This window comes from Paenibacillus sp. EKM206P, from assembly GCF_011066155.1.
In the GTDB taxonomy this organism is placed as follows: Bacteria; Bacillota; Bacilli; order Paenibacillales; family Paenibacillaceae; genus Paenibacillus; species Paenibacillus polymyxa_D.
Map to the genome: position 1 here is coordinate 679,193 of NZ_JAAMNQ010000002.1, position 16,255 is coordinate 695,447.

Here is a 16,255-nt window from a genome sequence, read left to right on the forward strand (position 1 = left end):
AATAGAAATCGGAGGATTTTTGATGAAAGGTATAATTCTTGCAGGAGGTACAGGCTCTCGCCTCTATCCCTTAACCAAAGTAACGAATAAGCATCTGTTACCTGTGGGGAAATATCCAATGATTTTCCATTCCGTATCCAAGCTCAAGCAAGCTGACATACACGATATACTTATCGTTACAGGTAAAGAGCATATGGGAGATGTCGTTAACCTTCTTGGTAGTGGCCGTGAAATGGGCGTAACATTCACTTATAAAGTTCAAGATGAGGCAGGTGGGATCGCACAAGCCCTTGATTTGGCTGAACAATTTGTAGGTGATGATCAGATGGTTGTTATTTTGGGTGATAATGTATTTGAAGATGACATTGCACCATTTGTGGACAATTTCCGCAATCAAATCACGGGTGCGAAGATTCTTCTTCAGCAGGTACAAGATCCACACCGTTTTGGAGTAGCTGAGCTTGAAGGGGAACGGATTGTATCTATTGAAGAAAAACCTAAAGACCCAAAAAGTAACTACGCTGTAACAGGTATTTATATGTTCGATCATAGCGTGTTTGAAATTGTAAAAACGCTTGAACCTTCAGCTCGTGGAGAACTTGAGATCACTGACGTCAACAATGCATATATTGCTAAGGGAACATTGACATATGATGTTCTCCAAGGATGGTGGACAGATGCGGGAACTCATTCATCTCTTGCGCGTGCTAATGAATTAGCCAAAGATATAGTGTTTGGTGAAGAGTTTGGAAAGCTAAAGATTTAGAATAAAGGGAGGATATGAACGAAATGAAAGTAATCCCTTTGAAACTAGAAGGTGCAAAAATTATTGAACCCGTGGTCCATGGTGATCACCGTGGTTTTTTTATGGAAAGCTACAATGAACAAATCATGAAGCAGCATGGAATCAACTATGCTTTTATTCAGGATAATCAGTCCTTATCTGCAGAAGCTGGCGTGATCCGAGGGCTGCATTACCAGCTTCATCCTAAAGCCCAGACCAAACTTATCCGAGTGCTTTCTGGAGCCATCTATGATGTTATTGTGGATATTCGTAAAAGTTCCCCAACATTCGGTCAATGGGTCGGGGTGATCTTAAGCGAGCATAATAGACGTCAGTTACTGGTGCCTAAAGGATTTGCTCATGGGTTCTGTACGCTCGTTCCAAATACTCAAGTGTTGTATAAGGTAGACGAGTATTACTCACCCGAAAATGATCGGGGAATTCTGTGGAATGACCCTGCGCTGGGGATTGATTGGCCAACTTCTCATGCTATTCTTTCAGAGAAGGATCAGAAGCATCCGACATTAAGGGATGCAGACATTAACTTTGATTAGAGTGATAATAGGCGGCTGTTTTGTCGTTCTGTTTCAAAATAACATGTTAAATGTATTGAAGCACGTTTGAGGAGGTATTTATGAAACTTCTTGTCACCGGCGGTGCCGGATTTATTGGCAGTAACTTTGTATTGTATATGTTAAAGCAGCATCCAGACTATGAAATTGTGAATGTGGATGCCCTCACTTATGCAGGCAACTTGGAGAATTTGAAATCGATCGAAGATCATCCCAAGCATACCTTTGTGAAAGCGGATATTACTGATGCACAAGCGATGGATCAGCTGATGCAGCAGGGAATAGATGTGGTGGTGAATTTTGCGGCAGAGTCGCATGTGGATCGGAGTATTTTGGAGCCGGAAGTGTTTGTGAAAACAAACGTACTGGGCACACAGGTGTTACTGGATGTCGCCAAGAAATATAATGTGACCAAATTTGTGCAGGTATCGACAGATGAGGTGTATGGCTCTCTGGGTGAAACCGGATTGTTCACAGAGGAAACTCCGTTGCAGCCTAATAGTCCCTATTCTGCTTCCAAGGCAGGCGGTGACCTGTTAGTTCGTGCATATCATGAAACCTTCGGTTTGCCAGTGAATATCACACGTTGTTCTAATAATTACGGTCCATATCAATTCCCAGAAAAACTGATTCCGTTAATGATCTCACGTGCATTGAGCGACCAACAGCTTCCTGTGTATGGGGATGGCTTGAACATTCGCGATTGGTTGTATGTAGAGGATCACTGTAGTGCAATTGATCTGGTCATTCATCAGGGCCAGCTGGGTGAAGTGTATAATATCGGGGGAAATAACGAGCGGACGAATGTGCATATCGTCAAAACGGTATTGGAGGAGCTAGGCAAGCCAGAATCTCTAATCTCTTATGTGCAGGATCGTCCGGGTCATGACCGCCGTTACGGTATTGATCCGACCAAAACCATGAACGAGCTGGGCTGGAAGCCCAAGCACTCTTTTGAGACTGGCATTAAAGAAACGATTCGCTGGTACTTGGACAACGAGGAGTGGTGGACTCGCATTCAATCTGGCGAATATCAGCAATATTATGCTAAGCAGTATGGTTCCCGCTTAGGTGATGTGTAAAATGAGAATATTGGTTACTGGAGCATCCGGCCAACTCGGTAAGGATGTGGTAAAGGTCTTCCAAGAGCAGGGACATGATGTTGTTGGCTATGATCGGGAACAGCTGGATATTACGGATCTGGACCAGGCGATAAAGATAGTAGGACAATATCAGCCAGAAGCGGTAATCCACTGTGCAGCGTATACAGCGGTGGATGCGGCGGAGACTGATCTTGATACAGCTTATCAAGTAAATGCGGCAGGAACACGTAATATGGTACTGGCTGCAGAAAAAGCAGGAGCTAAACTGGTTTATATCAGTACAGATTATGTATTTGATGGGACAGCCGAGCAGCCTTATCACGAATATGACAATACGAATCCGCAGAGTATCTATGGAAAGTCCAAACGGGCGGGAGAGGTGTTAACCCAGACGCTTTCCTCAAGGTACTTTATTGTTCGGACGTCATGGGTGTATGGGCTGTATGGGAACAATTTTGTAAAAACAATGCTAAAGCTTGGGCAGGAAAAGCCGCATCTTCAGGTTGTGAACGACCAGAAAGGCTCGCCTACTTATACGGTGGATTTGGCACGTTTTTTGGCAGAATTAATTCAAACGGAAAAGTATGGCGTATATCATGCATCCAATAGCGGTTCTTGCACCTGGTACGAGTTTACAAAAGCTATTTTTGAAGAAGCGGTAGACATATTGGATGCTACGATAATTGCCATACTTGAGCCATGCTCGACTGATCAGTTTCCAAGACCGGCAGCGCGCCCAAAAAATTCGGTCATGGAGCATATTGCAATTCGTACCAACGGTTTGAACAATCTTCGTCATTGGCGGGAAGGTTTACATTGTTTTATAAAAGAACTAGCTGATTTTCGAAATGATAATTAGAATGTTAGAAAGATCCCCCTGTAAGCTAGAGTTTGGGGGGGTTTTTTCTTGTGCTTAGTAAGAAGGACAGTCTATAGTATAGTAGTCAGGATATATCTTCATTTAGTAAGAGCACGAGAGTGTTTTATAAGGGGGGGATCATCTGCTAACTTTCAGAGTTCAGATCCTATTATCTACTTATAATGGAGAACAGTATATTGACGAGCAAATTTTAAGTTTGATTAGGCAAGAAGGCGTGTCGGTTCAAATATTGATTCGTGATGATGGTTCAACCGATAATACTTTGGAAAAACTAGAGCATCTTAAAAAACTATATCCACAACAAATTGTTATATTTAAGGGTGAGAATAGAGGGGTTGTGCAAAGTTTTTTTGATCTCGTGCTAATGTCCTCCAATGAGTTTGATGTTTATGCATTCTGTGATCAAGATGATGTTTGGAATAAGGATAAGTTAATAACTGCGGTATCCTCTCTGAATAAATTTGCTAATAACGTTCCTTTAATGTACTGTTCTGCAACTCAAATGGTGGATCAGTGGCTAACTCCCATGAAAAAATGGCCTGTAGCTCCGCGAAGACCCTTATCTCATTACAATGCATTAATTGAGAACGTATGTGTCGGTTGTACAATGGTATTCAATAAAACCACAATGGAATTGGTGAAGAATAATATTCCGTTAAATGTAAAAAATGTTATCATGCACGATTGGTGGATATATCTGTGTGTTTCATCTTTTGGAAAGGTCGTGTTCGATCCACAGCCAAGCATTCTCTATCGTCAACACCACAATAATGTTCTGGGAGGAGCAGCTGATGGCTGGAAAAGCAAGTGGAGCAAGAGGTGGAATAGATTTATAAACGGAAAAAACCATTATATTTTAAGTAAACAGGCTATAGAGTTTGCGCAAACGTTTCAACAGAGACTTGATGATCAAAAACAACAGGAAATTTCTAGGTTTATTAGTTTTCAAAACAAAAATATAATTAAGCGTGCTATATATATTTTTAGTGCACCATTTTATAGGCAGTCTGTAATAGACAATTTGATTTACAAGTTTGTTTTTATAATAGGTAGATTATAAAATGATTGATGCTTATTTTTAAATGGGATTTTAAATAGTTAATCTAGTTGGTAATACAAGTTCACCATTTCTGAGCGTTTTGTAGAGCTAATTTTAAAAACTTATTCTGGATTGCCTAATGTTGAAGTTAGGTTAATACCGGATAGAATAGCAATTCATCCTGGAAAAACCAACGATTCTAAAGTGTTTCCTCTATAGGAGTAGATTCACAAAAATCTCTTAAAGGACTCGCTTTAATACTTCTATGGACCCCAAGTATTTGATGTAGATATTTTTTATACAAAAAAGTGGTAATTTAGGTTAATAAGAAGGAATATTCAAATAATAGAGATATTACTCAGATTAATAATCAGTTGGCTTTTTTTGCGTCGAAAGTTTTTATAATTACAAAAAAAGTTTTAAATTTTAATAAATATGCTATAAAGAAGGGGCTTCTATGTTTAAAACTATAACAGTTCTTATACCTGCATATAATGAAGAAGAAGTTATTTACCAACTTTATTCTCGCTTAACTAAAGTAATTGATTCTATTTCTGGTTATAATTTTGAATTATTATTCGTAAATGATGGGAGTAAGGATAACACGGTTGAAATTCTTAAAAATTTAGGTAAGAAGGATAGAAGAATTTCATTAGTGGACCTATCACGTAACTTCGGAAAGGAGGTTGCGATGATTGCTGGATTAGATTTTTCCGTAGGGGATGCTGTGGTGATTATCGATGCAGATCTTCAGGACCCTCCTGAATTAATTGTTGAGATGATTAAATACTGGGAGCAGGGCTATGATGATGTATATGCGAAGCGGGCAACCAGAGCGGGGGAAACCTGGTTTAAAAAATGGACAGCATCCAGCTTTTATAAATTGCTTCAAAGAATGAGTAGAATTCCTATCCAAGAAAACACAGGGGATTTCCGATTACTCGACAGGCGTTGTATCGAGGCATTAAAACAGTTGAGAGAAACACAAAGGTATACAAAAGGTATGTTTAGTTGGATTGGATTTAACAAGAAGGAGATTTTATTCAATCGTGACTCTCGTGCGGCGGGAGAAACAAAATGGAATTATTATAAGCTTTTAGATCTGGCTATTGAAGGAATTACTTCTTTCACAACGGCACCCTTAAGATTCTCTGCAATGCTGGGGGTATTTATTTCGATAGGAGCATTTTTCTACATGATTTTTATCATAACTAGGACTCTTATTTTTGGAGGTTCTGTTGCTGGTTATGCTTCACTTATGACAGTAATTTTATTTCTTGGAGGAATACAATTGTTGTCTCTCGGTATTATTGGGGAATATCTAGGCAGAGTATTTAATGAAACCAAAAGTAGGCCACTGTATTTTGTCAAAGAGTATAGAAATGGTAAGGGTGCTATATCGGAACAAAATTATATGGAAAACAGATTCTCTCGGGGTCGGTTATGAAATTAGGTAAGGAGCTTGTAAATTACGTTGTTTTTGGAATTCTTACAACTATTATAAATTTGATTATTTATGCCCTCTTTACAAAAGTATTAGGTGCAGATTATAAGCTTTCTATTACAGTAGCTTGGTTGATATCTATAATATTTGCTTTTGTAACGAACAAGCTATATGTATTTAAAAAAAATAACTCTCAATTAACTTCGTTACCTAAAGAGTTCTCTTTATTCTTCCTTATCAGATTGTCATCTCTTTGCCTGGACTTCATTTTAATGATTGTGCTTATCCAAAATGTAAGGATGGATGATTTTCTAGCAAAAATTATTGTTAACTTTATAGTTATAGCAGTGAATTACTTGGCAAGCAAATACTTGGTATTTATGAAAAGAACAAGTGACTAAATTATTAGAAATTATCACGATTTTCTAATTAATTACAGGGTTTTCTGAATACAATTAAGATGAATCAATTCCATATAAGTATGGCAAGTGCTCTTTCTGCGGATGGCTTTCTAATTAACTACGTTAAATTATAATGCTGGTGGCTCATGATGGTTTATTGCGTAATGGTGTATATTATCATTTTACGCAGAATCAGCATGGGCTTTTCTTTGCTCTTAACATACTCCATATGTCATACTACTACAATCTACATTGGAAACATAAGTAATATTTTCTGCATAATAATAAATAAGTTCTGAAGTTCAATATTTATGGAAAATCGTAATTCATCGGTGGTTTTTTGTTAATTGAGTGGGGATTAAAGCTTCATTTTGATAATTGTTCAAGCTTATACTCTTTTATTAGACATAACTATTTTATTAAAATACCATCGAATGCGTGTTCCTTTTTGGAAATATATAGTATAATTGAAACGTGCAACTGATAGAGCTGACAAGGGCGGTCGGCTAACTCTCCCGAGGAGGGGGGTGAAGCCTGTGACAGTGTTTGAGGCGCTCAGTTTAATGCTGACGTTCGGGGCGTTAATCGTCACACTGTTAGAGTTTAACAAACGAAAATAGACCGCCCCCGCAAGGAAGGGTCTATTTTCGGCCTGATTGTTCCAAAACCGTCCGCTCTTGGAGCGTTGGTTGCGCAGGGGCTGGCTGGCACCAGCCCTTTTTCCATGTATATCTTACCACGATGAATTTTAGACCTCAACCGAGGATTTTACAAAAATCTAATAAACGACTTCCAATGAACAATATATAGATCGAAATGATTTCGTTTGTCTATATTTGCGCTTTGGAGTGACAGGAATCGAATTTTGCATAATCCTTCTAAACTATGTAAGGTTACAAGTTATGTGCTTTTTTGCGCCCCGTGGTCTGCGCGGTATGCTATAATAGGCGATAGTAGAATAGATTACTGAATTTGTCAGGAGCGTTTTAAATATGGATGTAAGCATACTGGTCGTCAACTATAATACGTGTCAATTGACGCTGGATTGTTTGCAGTCGGTGTATGCGTCCGAGACGCAATACCGATATGAAGTGATTGTTATTGATAATCACTCCAGTGACGGATCTGTTGAGGCTATTCGTGCTGCATACCCGGAGATTATGTTGATAGCCAATAAGGATAATACAGGTTTTGCCAAGGCGAACAACCAGGGGATGGAAGTAGCCAGCGGGCGTTATGTATTGTTATTGAACTCCGATACGTTGGTGCAACCGGACACGCTGGATACAATGATCCAGTTTATGGATACGCATCCGGAGATGGGGGCATCGGGCTGTAAGGTCATCCTGCCGGATGGATCATTAGACAAGGCTTGTAAGCGTGGTTTTCCAACGCCATCAGCTTCTTTTTACTATGCTTTTGGCTGGTCGAAGCGTTACCCGGATAACCCGAAGTACAATCAATATCAGCTTGGGCATCTAAGCCCGGATGATGAGTATCCAGTAGATGTACTGGTAGGTGCTTTTATGCTGGTGCGCCGAGAAACGATTGACCAGGTCGGTGGCTTGGATGAAACCTTTTTTATGTATGGTGAGGACATTGACTGGTGTTACCGGATTAAGCAAGCCGGGTGGGGCATTTACTACTACCCGCGCACATATATTATTCATATCAAAGGGGGCAGCGCTCGCCGTCGTCCTTTGAAAATTATTTATGAGTTTCATAGAGCTATGTGGGTATTTCATCGTAAGCATTATAAACAGCAATACAGTTGGATCACCAATATGGCTGTATATGCGGGGATTGCCGTGAAATTTGGAATGGCTTTCCTAAAAAATAAGTTGTCCGCACCGGTCAAGCCGGACGGCGGGGAACAATCTCATACTGAGGTGAAAGCATGATACGCAGAAATCAGCGTTTTTTAACCCAATTATATATTGTGGCGGATTTCGCGGTCATTCAGTTGTCCTTTCTGATCGCTTGGTTTTTCAAATTTGAAAGTGAATGGATCACCTATACAGAACCGCTTCCTATTCAAGTATATGGAGGCTGGAGCTTAATCTACGGCCTGATTGCCGTAGTGCTGGGGATGTTGTTTTCGCTCTATTCGCCCAAACGCAAAAAACGATTTGCAGATGATGTATTTCGCGTCACCCAGATTCATATCGTTGGACTGTTCGTGCTGTTGAGTGTGATGTTCTTCGTGAAACAAATCGACATCTCGCGGTCCTATCTGGCAATCTATATGGTTGGAAACGTGCTGCTTATTTTGTTTTATCGATTTTTCTTGAAGCAAGTTCTTAAAGCTCTCCGTCAAAAAGGGTACAACAAACAATTTATGCTTATTCTTGGGGCGGGTACTCTAGGCCAGCGATTTTATCATAACCTTGGACAGTATCCTGATCTGGGATACGAGGTAGTGGGTTTTCTGGATGATAAGCGGCATTGGAGTGAAGAGGAAGAGGCGCATTTCCGCCCGATTCTTGGAGGCTTAGATCAATTGGAGGCTACGCTGTCGCGTCTGATGATTGACGAGGTCATTCTGGCGCTGCCGCTGGATGCTCATGATAAGTACCCCAAGATTATCAACATGTGTGAAAAGGCTGGAGTGCGCACGCTTATAATCCCCGACTTTTTCGATTATTTGCCGGCTCGCCCGTACTTTGATAACTTTGCAGGTATGCCGATGATCAATGTGCGGGATATTCCACTGGATGTAGCGGGGAATCGATTGTTTAAGCGCCTATTCGATATTTTATTCTCTTTATTCGCGATTCTCCTGACCTTTCCGATCATGCTAGCAGTAGCGATTGGTGTGATGATTACATCCAGAGGGCCCATCATTTTTAAGCAGGAGCGGGTAGGCTTGAATCGTCGCACCTTCCGAATGTACAAATTTCGTTCGATGAAGGTGTTACCACCTGGAACTGAAGATACGGGCTGGACGACTGCTAATGACCCAAGACGCACACGTTTTGGTACTTTTATTCGTAAAACGAGTCTCGACGAGCTGCCGCAGTTTTTCAACGTTCTGCTGGGTGATATGAGTGTCGTTGGTCCACGCCCAGAGCGGCCCTATTATGTGGATCAGTTCCGTGAGGAAATTCCAAAATACATGGTGAAGCATCATGTTCGTCCCGGAATCACAGGCTGGGCACAGAGCAACGGGTTGCGCGGAGATACATCTATTGAGGAACGGATTAAGCATGACATCTTCTATATTGAGAACTGGTCGCTCTTATTTGATATTAAAATTATTTTCCGCACGATTCGCAACGGTTTCAAGAACGCGTATTAATACAGAAGCACCCTTCGGTTTAGCCGGAGGGTGCTTTTGCGTCTGGCAGTTGTTTTGAGCATGCGTATGTGGGGTATTGACCTGTACGAAAAGGATGTGACACCCTATGAAACGACTGATTGCTGCGGTCATTCTTTTAATGTTAACCGGCACATTTTTACTGGCTTACAAAGGGCAATCTACAGAAGAACAGACTGACTTTACCACGCACCGCGTAATTTCGCATGCCATGGGAGCCGTTAATGGTTTGGCCTATACTAATGCGCGTGAAGCGTTTGTGGAAAATTATAAAAAAGGCAGCCGCGTATTCGAGGTCGACCTGATGTTTACTTCGGATGGACAATTGGTGGCGCGCCATGAATGGACAGAATCTTTTACAGAGCAAATGCAACAGGAACAAGCAGTTGCTACAGAACAGGGCGGAAAACCGTGGAGCTACCATCAATTTAAGAACACCCCCATACACGGTTCTTATACTCCAGTAGATTGGAAGGATGTATTGGATTTATTGGAAACATACCCGGATGCTTATATTGTGACCGATACGAAAGAACAGGACCCTGCCCAGATCAAACAGTTGTTTGCACAACTGACCCGTCAGGCGCAGGAGAAAAACCCCGAGCTTTTGTCTCGTATTGTTCCCCAAATTTATAATGAAGAAATGCTGCAAATGTTGCGGAGTATTTATCCCTATCCATCCGTTATTTATACGCTCTACGCCACAGAGGATAAAGATGACCAGATTATTCGATTTGTACAACAAAATGATATAACGGCAGTAACTTTACCAGAGAATCGGGTGAGTGGTGCTCTAGTGGAAAGTTTGCGTCAGGCCGGAGCGGTATGCTACGTAAATACCATTAATGAGTTGAAGGATGCGGCTGAGTATGAACAGATGGGTGTGCAAGGTTTCTATACAGATATTTTAACGGAAAAAGAACTTAGTAAACGCAGTTGGTTGTATGCGCTACGCCCCTAAGCTGTCTGAACGGGGTGTTCCCATTTGATACGAACATTGACACCTTTTAAGCACTGTCATAGACTTAGCATAGAACGCTTTTGGATATTGGAATTCGGTTCGACTGGATCATGACAAAAGCAATGGATGCTGGAGGAATGTGTGTTGGCAGATTCAATTCAATCATGGAGGCATGTGTTTAAGCTTGATCCTGAAAAGGAACTGGATGATGAGGCACTTGACGCCGTGTGTATGTCTGGTACGGATGCGATTATGGTAGGAGGTTCATCAGGTATTACCTACGAAAATACGGTGGATTTGCTGTCGAGGGTTCGACGTTATGAGGTGCCGTGTGTGCTTGAGGTGTCCGATCTGGAAGCTGTAGTACCAGGGTTTGATCTATATATGATTCCTATGGTACTGAATACCGCTGACAGTAATTGGATTCTAGGACAGCACCAACGTGCGATTGAACAGTTTGGTTATATGATCCCTTGGGATTTGCTTGTGACGGAAGGATATATTGTTTTGAACGGTGATTCTACCGTCGCTAAGCTTACTGGTGCGGAAACTTCGCTGAGTGCTTCTGCTGCCGCCTCATATGCACAGATTGCTGACAAGCTTATGCATCTGCCGATTGTATATGTGGAATATAGCGGTGCTTTTGGGGATATGGAGCTGGTGCAAAAAATACATCGCAGTACAGAGCGCTCTCGTGTCCTATACGGGGGAGGAATCGTGGATAAATCTACCGCGTTACAAGCGGCTGCCGTTTGTGACACCATTGTAGTAGGAAACATCATTTATCGTGACTTGGCGAAAGCGCTGGAGACGGTAGCTGTGAAATTGGAAGTATAGAACGTGATTTTATGGAAGCTCAGGGAAAGGAGCATGCACGCATGCAATCAATAGATATACACGAGGCGGTAGCTCGCCTTAATCCGCCTCAGCGTCAGGCTGTGGAGGCGGTAGATGGTCCGCTGCTGATTATGGCTGGCGCAGGCAGTGGTAAAACACGGGTGCTCACGCACCGAATAGCCTACCTCATCGCAACCCGCAAGACGGCTCCATGGGGCATTTTGGCGATTACCTTTACGAACAAGGCCGCGCGTGAGATGCAGGATCGCGTATCCAAGCTGATTGGCCCACAGGGAAGAGATGTGTGGGTATCCACCTTCCACTCGATGTGTGTGCGTATTTTACGTCGGGATATCGAGCGGATTGGATTTACCTCGAATTTCAGCATTTTGGATTCTACGGATCAATTGTCTGTCATTCGGAGCTGCATGAAGGATCTGAATATAGACACCAAAAAATTTGAACCCAAAGCGGTTCAGTCTATGATGAGTACGGCAAAAAATGAACTGGTCACTCCCGAAATGTATGAGCGCAAGATTGGCGACTATTTTGAAGGGATTGTGGCGAAGGTATATACCAAGTACCAACAGCGGCTCAAAAACAACAACTCTCTTGATTTTGATGATTTGATCATGGCAACGATTCAGCTGTTTAAAGAAGTACCTGAGGTACTGGACTTCTACCAGAAGAAATTTCAATACATTCATGTTGATGAATATCAGGATACAAACCGTGCGCAGTACATGCTGTGCAAAATGCTGGCCGACAAGCATCACCGGATTTGCGTAGTAGGTGACAGTGACCAATCCATCTATCGGTGGCGAGGTGCCGATATTAGCAACATTTTGAATTTTGAAGAGGACTACCCGGAAGCGCGTACCATTTTGCTGGAGCAGAACTACCGGTCCACCTCGAATATTCTCAATGCTGCCAATGAAGTCATTGGTCAAAATACAGGCCGCAAGCCGAAAAAACTATGGACTGACAAAGAAGGCGGCGCGAAGATTAAGGTTTACCGTGCTGATTCTGAACATGATGAGGGCTACTTTATCGCCTCAGAAATTCATAAGAATATTAAAGCGGGCAAAACCTATAGCCATCATGCCATTTTGTACCGTACGAATGCTCAGTCTCGGGTTGTCGAGGAAATTTTGATTAAATCGGATATTCCTTATCAGATCGTGGGCGGTATCAAGTTCTATGATCGGAAGGAAATTAAGGATTTGCTGGCGTATCTTCGCCTGCTCTCCAATCCTGACGACGACATCAGCTTGATCCGAATCATTAATGTGCCAAAACGAAGCATCGGAGACACAACCGTCGGTAAATTGCAGGCAGCTGCAGCGGAACGTGGAGTTTCGATTTTCCGTGTCCTACAAGTGGTAGACGATTTGGGCTTTGCAGGACGTACGCGCAATGCGTTGGTAGAGTTTTACGATATGATCGAAGGTTTAAGTCGGATGGTAGACTACCTGTCGGTTACCGAGTTAACAGAAAAAATGCTGGAAACCACCCAATATCGATTGGAACTGCAAAACGAGAATACACTCGAGTCACGCTCGCGTTTGGAGAATATTGATGAGTTCCTGTCGGTAACCATGGAATTTGAAAAAGGTGCGGAAGACAAGTCACTCGTCTCCTTCCTGACCGACCTTGCGCTGATTGCCGATATTGATTCCATGAATGACGACGAAGAAGAGCAAAGCGATGCGGTTGTATTGATGACCATGCATAGCGCCAAAGGTCTGGAGTTTCCCATCGTATTTATTGTCGGTATGGAGGAGGGAGTGTTTCCTCATAGTCGTGCCTTTCTGGATAACGAAGAACTGGAGGAGGAGCGCAGATTGGCGTATGTCGGGATTACCCGTGCAGAGGAGCAGTTGTTCCTTACATGCGCACAGATGCGCACTTTGTTTGGCCGCACCACAGCTAACCCGCCTTCCCGCTTTCTCGAAGAGATTCCGGACGAGTTAAAAGAGGATACGATTATCAAACGTGACCGCTACCGTCGTTCAGGCAATGTAGGCGGATCTTATGGTGGTCGCGGCCTGAATAAAGGTAGTGGTAGCAACTTTGGTGGAGAACGCTCGTTTGATACGATGAGCCGCAGTGGTTCGTCCGCTTCCGCGTCTCCCCGTGTAACCGTAACGACATCTTCATCCGCAAAACCAACTCCGGCTGCTTCGGCAGGAGGCCCATCCATTTTTGCTGCTGGAGACAAGGTACAGCATGGCAAATGGGGAATTGGAACCATTGTCGCAGTAAAAGGGACTGGTAATGATATGGAGCTTCAAATTGCTTTCCCGGCTCCAGTAGGGGTTAAACGACTGCTGGCTGGCTTTGCACCTATTACAAAAGTAGAATAAATCTCAAACATCACTAAATCTCGAACCTCATGAGTGGCAGTTTGGCTTAGCCTCTGCCCTGATGAAGTTCCCGGAGGGATACGCCTGCATGAACCCAATGCACAGGATGGAGCAGCTTGTTGCTGAACTGAACACATATAACTATCATTACTACACACTGGATGAACCCAAGATCAGCGACAAAGAATATGATGTGCTTTATGACGAGCTGGTAGCGCTCGAACAGACAAGCGGTCTTGTGCTGCCGGATTCGCCGACACAGCGTGTGGGCGGGGAGTTACTCAAAGGTTTCACACCACATCGCCACCTGGCTCCATTATGGAGCCTTGATAAAGCTCAGAATATGGAACAGCTGCGTGCATGGAACGCGCGTGTCGTGAAGCTGGTCAATGATTACAATACCAAGAACCCGGAGTCACCTTTGCCATCTCCAGGCTATGCCATAGAACTTAAATTCGATGGACTGACGCTAAACCTGACGTATACAGATGGACAGCTTGTACAGGCTTCTACCCGCGGTAATGGGGTGGTGGGTGAGGGAATACTAGCACAGGTAAAGACGATTAAATCCGTGCCACTTACAATTCCTTTTCGAAACGGAACCATTGAAGTACAGGGAGAAGGGATCATGAATCTCTCTGTATTGTCCAAATATAATGAGACTGCCGCGGACCCTCTTAAAAATGCACGCAACGCCGCAGCTGGTGCTTTGCGTAACTTGAATCCCAAAGTGACAGCAGAACGGCGATTGAATGCATTTTTCTACAATGTGGGATATGCAGACCGTATCCAGTTTAACAGCCACCAGGAAATGATGACTTTCCTGCGCGAAAATCATTTTAAGGTAAACCCTTACTTGACTTACTTTGATAATTTTGAAGATGTAATGGAGCAACTGATTGAGATCGAAGAGTCTCGTGCCGGATTGGATTACCTTATTGATGGGGCAGTATTGAAAATTACAGATATGCGCACACGTGAGGCTCTCGGGTATACCGATAAATTCCCACGCTGGGCGGTGGCATATAAGTTCGAAGCCGAGGAAACGACAACGGTGCTTAACTCGGTTGAGTGGAATGTAGGACGAACCGGTAAAATCACCCCACTCGCAAGGGTAGAGCCGGTAGAGCTGGCGGGAGTCACTGTACAAAATTGTACACTGAACAATGCTGGTGACATCGAGCGCAAAAACCTGAAGTTTGCTTTGGGTGCACGTGTGTTTATCCGTCGCTCAAACGATGTCATTCCGGAGATATTAGGAAAGGTAACGTCTGAGAACGACGGGGAGGAAATTGTCGTACCAGATCATTGTCCAGCCTGCGGGTTTCCGTTACAGCAGCGAGGTGCCCATTTGTTTTGCGACAATAAGCTGGGGTGTAAACCACAAATTGTAGCTCGTATTTCCCATTTTGCTTCACGTGATGCTATGGATATTGAGACATTCAGTGACAAAACGGCCATACAGCTGCATGACGAACTGGAAGTGCGCGAGCCTGCGGATTTGTATACACTCCAATATGATGATCTTGTGAAGCTGGAGCGGTTTGGTGAGAAAAAGGCCAGTAACCTCTTGGCGGCACTTGAAAAGAGTAAAGAGAGAGATTTGGCTTCTTTCCTTTATGCTCTGGGTATACCGAATACCGGTAAAGCAACAACACGCATGTTGGCTGAACACTACCGTGATTTGCACAAGACGATGTCCGCTACGGTGGAAGAACTGATAGAACTACCGGATGTGGGCGGGATTGTAGCCGAAAGCATTGTTGCTTTCTTTGCAGATCCATTTACTCAGGCGGGAATTGAAAAGATGCTGTCTCTAGGGGTGAAAGCTCAGGCCCCTGAAGCTCCGCAGGAGAAGAAGACAGACAGCTTTTTCAGCGGCAAAACGGTCGTGCTTACAGGTACCTTGCATCAGCTTACGCGTGACGAAGCTGCATCCAAGCTGGAGGCACTGGGAGCCAAAGTTGCGGGGTCTGTATCGAAAAAGACGGATCTAGTCATAGCTGGTGAAAAGGCTGGGAGTAAGCTGGCTAAGGCCCAACAGCTCGGAATTGACACCATAGAAGATGAGGATGAATTTATCAGACTGCTGGAACAAGAATAATAGTTTTGCAATGAGTGCAGTCATTCCGCTCTGGGGCGGGGTGGCTGCCTTATTATCTGTTGTATAGTAGGAAATAAAATAGATATAAATAAATGCTTGCTAAATAACTTTAGGCATGATATATTATTAGACGTTGCTTTGAGAGTATCATTTCTTGAAGCGAGGTTGCTGAAAAGATAATCGAAAAAAAAGATTTGACAAGAAAGTAACTAACATGATATGATCTAATTCCTGGCTCGTTGAACGAACGAGAACAGACAAGTTCTTTGAAAACTGAACAAATGGATGATGAAACAAAGATTTCTTCTTTTATAAAGAAGGATCGTTAGCATTAAAAATGAGCTTATCGCTCTTTCTATAAACCAACTTCTGTTGGTCTTTAATGGAGAGTTTGATCCTGGCTCAGGACGAACGCTGGCGGCGTGCCTAATACATGCAAGTCGAGCGG

14 protein-coding genes and 1 rRNA gene are annotated in these 16,255 nt (G+C 43.0%); all 15 read left to right on the forward strand.

Annotation, left to right across the window (positions count from 1 at the left end):
* The first annotated feature begins 22 nt into the window (after nucleotides 1-22).
* On the forward strand, nucleotides 23-766 hold the full coding sequence (locus G9G53_RS06735) for a sugar phosphate nucleotidyltransferase (RefSeq protein WP_107733875.1): 744 nt from the start codon (nucleotides 23-25) through the stop codon (nucleotides 764-766).
* A 23-nt stretch (nucleotides 767-789) separates the two neighbouring features.
* Nucleotides 790-1,338, forward strand: a complete 549-nt coding sequence (rfbC, locus tag G9G53_RS06740) for a dTDP-4-dehydrorhamnose 3,5-epimerase (RefSeq protein WP_107733876.1) — start codon at nucleotides 790-792, stop codon at nucleotides 1,336-1,338.
* 80 nt (nucleotides 1,339-1,418) lie between these two features.
* Entirely contained in the window at nucleotides 1,419-2,438 is a 1,020-nt protein-coding gene (gene rfbB / locus G9G53_RS06745) for a dTDP-glucose 4,6-dehydratase (protein WP_107733877.1), read from the forward strand.
* A 1-nt stretch (nucleotide 2,439) separates the two neighbouring features.
* Nucleotides 2,440-3,318 (forward strand): dTDP-4-dehydrorhamnose reductase, encoded by an 879-nt coding sequence (gene rfbD / locus G9G53_RS06750; protein WP_107733878.1) that lies wholly within the window; start codon nucleotides 2,440-2,442, stop codon nucleotides 3,316-3,318.
* 163 nt (nucleotides 3,319-3,481) lie between these two features.
* Nucleotides 3,482-4,399, forward strand: coding sequence for a glycosyltransferase family 2 protein (locus G9G53_RS06755; RefSeq protein ID WP_107733879.1), 918 nt, complete (start codon nucleotides 3,482-3,484; stop codon nucleotides 4,397-4,399).
* A 436-nt stretch (nucleotides 4,400-4,835) separates the two neighbouring features.
* On the forward strand, nucleotides 4,836-5,825 hold the full coding sequence (locus G9G53_RS06760; protein ID WP_107733880.1) for a glycosyltransferase family 2 protein: 990 nt from the start codon (nucleotides 4,836-4,838) through the stop codon (nucleotides 5,823-5,825).
* On the forward strand, nucleotides 5,822-6,223 hold the full coding sequence (locus tag G9G53_RS06765; RefSeq protein WP_165146356.1) for a GtrA family protein: 402 nt from the start codon (nucleotides 5,822-5,824) through the stop codon (nucleotides 6,221-6,223). The genes G9G53_RS06760 and G9G53_RS06765 overlap by 4 nt, the downstream gene beginning before the upstream one ends.
* A gap of 542 nt (nucleotides 6,224-6,765) precedes the next feature.
* A complete protein-coding gene (locus G9G53_RS26885; protein WP_354005523.1) occupies nucleotides 6,766-6,843 on the forward strand; it encodes a putative holin-like toxin in 78 nt (25 codons plus the stop codon).
* Between the two features lie 372 nt (nucleotides 6,844-7,215).
* Nucleotides 7,216-8,124, forward strand: a complete 909-nt coding sequence (locus tag G9G53_RS06770; RefSeq protein WP_165146359.1) for a glycosyltransferase family 2 protein — start codon at nucleotides 7,216-7,218, stop codon at nucleotides 8,122-8,124.
* The gene (locus tag G9G53_RS06775; RefSeq protein WP_029514512.1) at nucleotides 8,121-9,521 is read left to right on the forward strand and encodes an undecaprenyl-phosphate glucose phosphotransferase; all 1,401 of its coding nucleotides are present in this window, start codon (nucleotides 8,121-8,123) and stop codon (nucleotides 9,519-9,521) included. Before G9G53_RS06770 ends, G9G53_RS06775 begins: the two co-directional genes overlap by 4 nt.
* Before the next feature lie 106 nt (nucleotides 9,522-9,627).
* The gene (locus tag G9G53_RS06780) at nucleotides 9,628-10,500 is read left to right on the forward strand and encodes a phosphatidylinositol-specific phospholipase C/glycerophosphodiester phosphodiesterase family protein (RefSeq protein ID WP_165146362.1); all 873 of its coding nucleotides are present in this window, start codon (nucleotides 9,628-9,630) and stop codon (nucleotides 10,498-10,500) included.
* A gap of 126 nt (nucleotides 10,501-10,626) precedes the next feature.
* Nucleotides 10,627-11,337 carry a heptaprenylglyceryl phosphate synthase gene (locus G9G53_RS06785; RefSeq protein ID WP_165146365.1) on the forward strand — a complete coding sequence of 237 codons (711 nt, stop codon included), beginning with the start codon at nucleotides 10,627-10,629 and terminating at the stop codon, nucleotides 11,335-11,337.
* A gap of 41 nt (nucleotides 11,338-11,378) precedes the next feature.
* Nucleotides 11,379-13,703 (forward strand): DNA helicase PcrA, encoded by a 2,325-nt coding sequence (pcrA, locus tag G9G53_RS06790; protein ID WP_029514509.1) that lies wholly within the window; start codon nucleotides 11,379-11,381, stop codon nucleotides 13,701-13,703.
* A gap of 88 nt (nucleotides 13,704-13,791) precedes the next feature.
* Nucleotides 13,792-15,807, forward strand: coding sequence for an NAD-dependent DNA ligase LigA (ligA, locus tag G9G53_RS06795; protein WP_029514508.1), 2,016 nt, complete (start codon nucleotides 13,792-13,794; stop codon nucleotides 15,805-15,807).
* A 379-nt stretch (nucleotides 15,808-16,186) separates the two neighbouring features.
* A 16S ribosomal RNA gene (locus G9G53_RS06800) occupies nucleotides 16,187-16,255 on the forward strand; the annotation flags it as partial.

Excerpts from the sequence above, each read along its gene's own strand:
- G9G53_RS06735 (WP_107733875.1), top strand. The coding sequence starts at position 23 with ATGAAAGGTATAATTCTTGCAGGAGGTACAGGCTCTCGCCTCTATCCC.
- rfbC (WP_107733876.1), top strand. The coding sequence starts at position 790 with ATGAAAGTAATCCCTTTGAAACTAGAAGGTGCAAAAATTATTGAACCC.
- rfbB (WP_107733877.1), top strand. The coding sequence starts at position 1,419 with ATGAAACTTCTTGTCACCGGCGGTGCCGGATTTATTGGCAGTAACTTT.
- rfbD (WP_107733878.1), top strand. The coding sequence starts at position 2,440 with ATGAGAATATTGGTTACTGGAGCATCCGGCCAACTCGGTAAGGATGTG.
- G9G53_RS06760 (WP_107733880.1), top strand. The coding sequence starts at position 4,836 with ATGTTTAAAACTATAACAGTTCTTATACCTGCATATAATGAAGAAGAA.
- G9G53_RS06765 (WP_165146356.1), top strand. The coding sequence starts at position 5,822 with ATGAAATTAGGTAAGGAGCTTGTAAATTACGTTGTTTTTGGAATTCTT.
- G9G53_RS06770 (WP_165146359.1), top strand. The coding sequence starts at position 7,216 with ATGGATGTAAGCATACTGGTCGTCAACTATAATACGTGTCAATTGACG.
- G9G53_RS06775 (WP_029514512.1), top strand. The coding sequence starts at position 8,121 with ATGATACGCAGAAATCAGCGTTTTTTAACCCAATTATATATTGTGGCG.
- G9G53_RS06780 (WP_165146362.1), top strand. The coding sequence starts at position 9,628 with ATGAAACGACTGATTGCTGCGGTCATTCTTTTAATGTTAACCGGCACA.
- G9G53_RS06785 (WP_165146365.1), top strand. The coding sequence starts at position 10,627 with ATGCTGGAGGAATGTGTGTTGGCAGATTCAATTCAATCATGGAGGCAT.
- pcrA (WP_029514509.1), top strand. The coding sequence starts at position 11,379 with ATGCAATCAATAGATATACACGAGGCGGTAGCTCGCCTTAATCCGCCT.
- ligA (WP_029514508.1), top strand. The coding sequence starts at position 13,792 with ATGAACCCAATGCACAGGATGGAGCAGCTTGTTGCTGAACTGAACACA.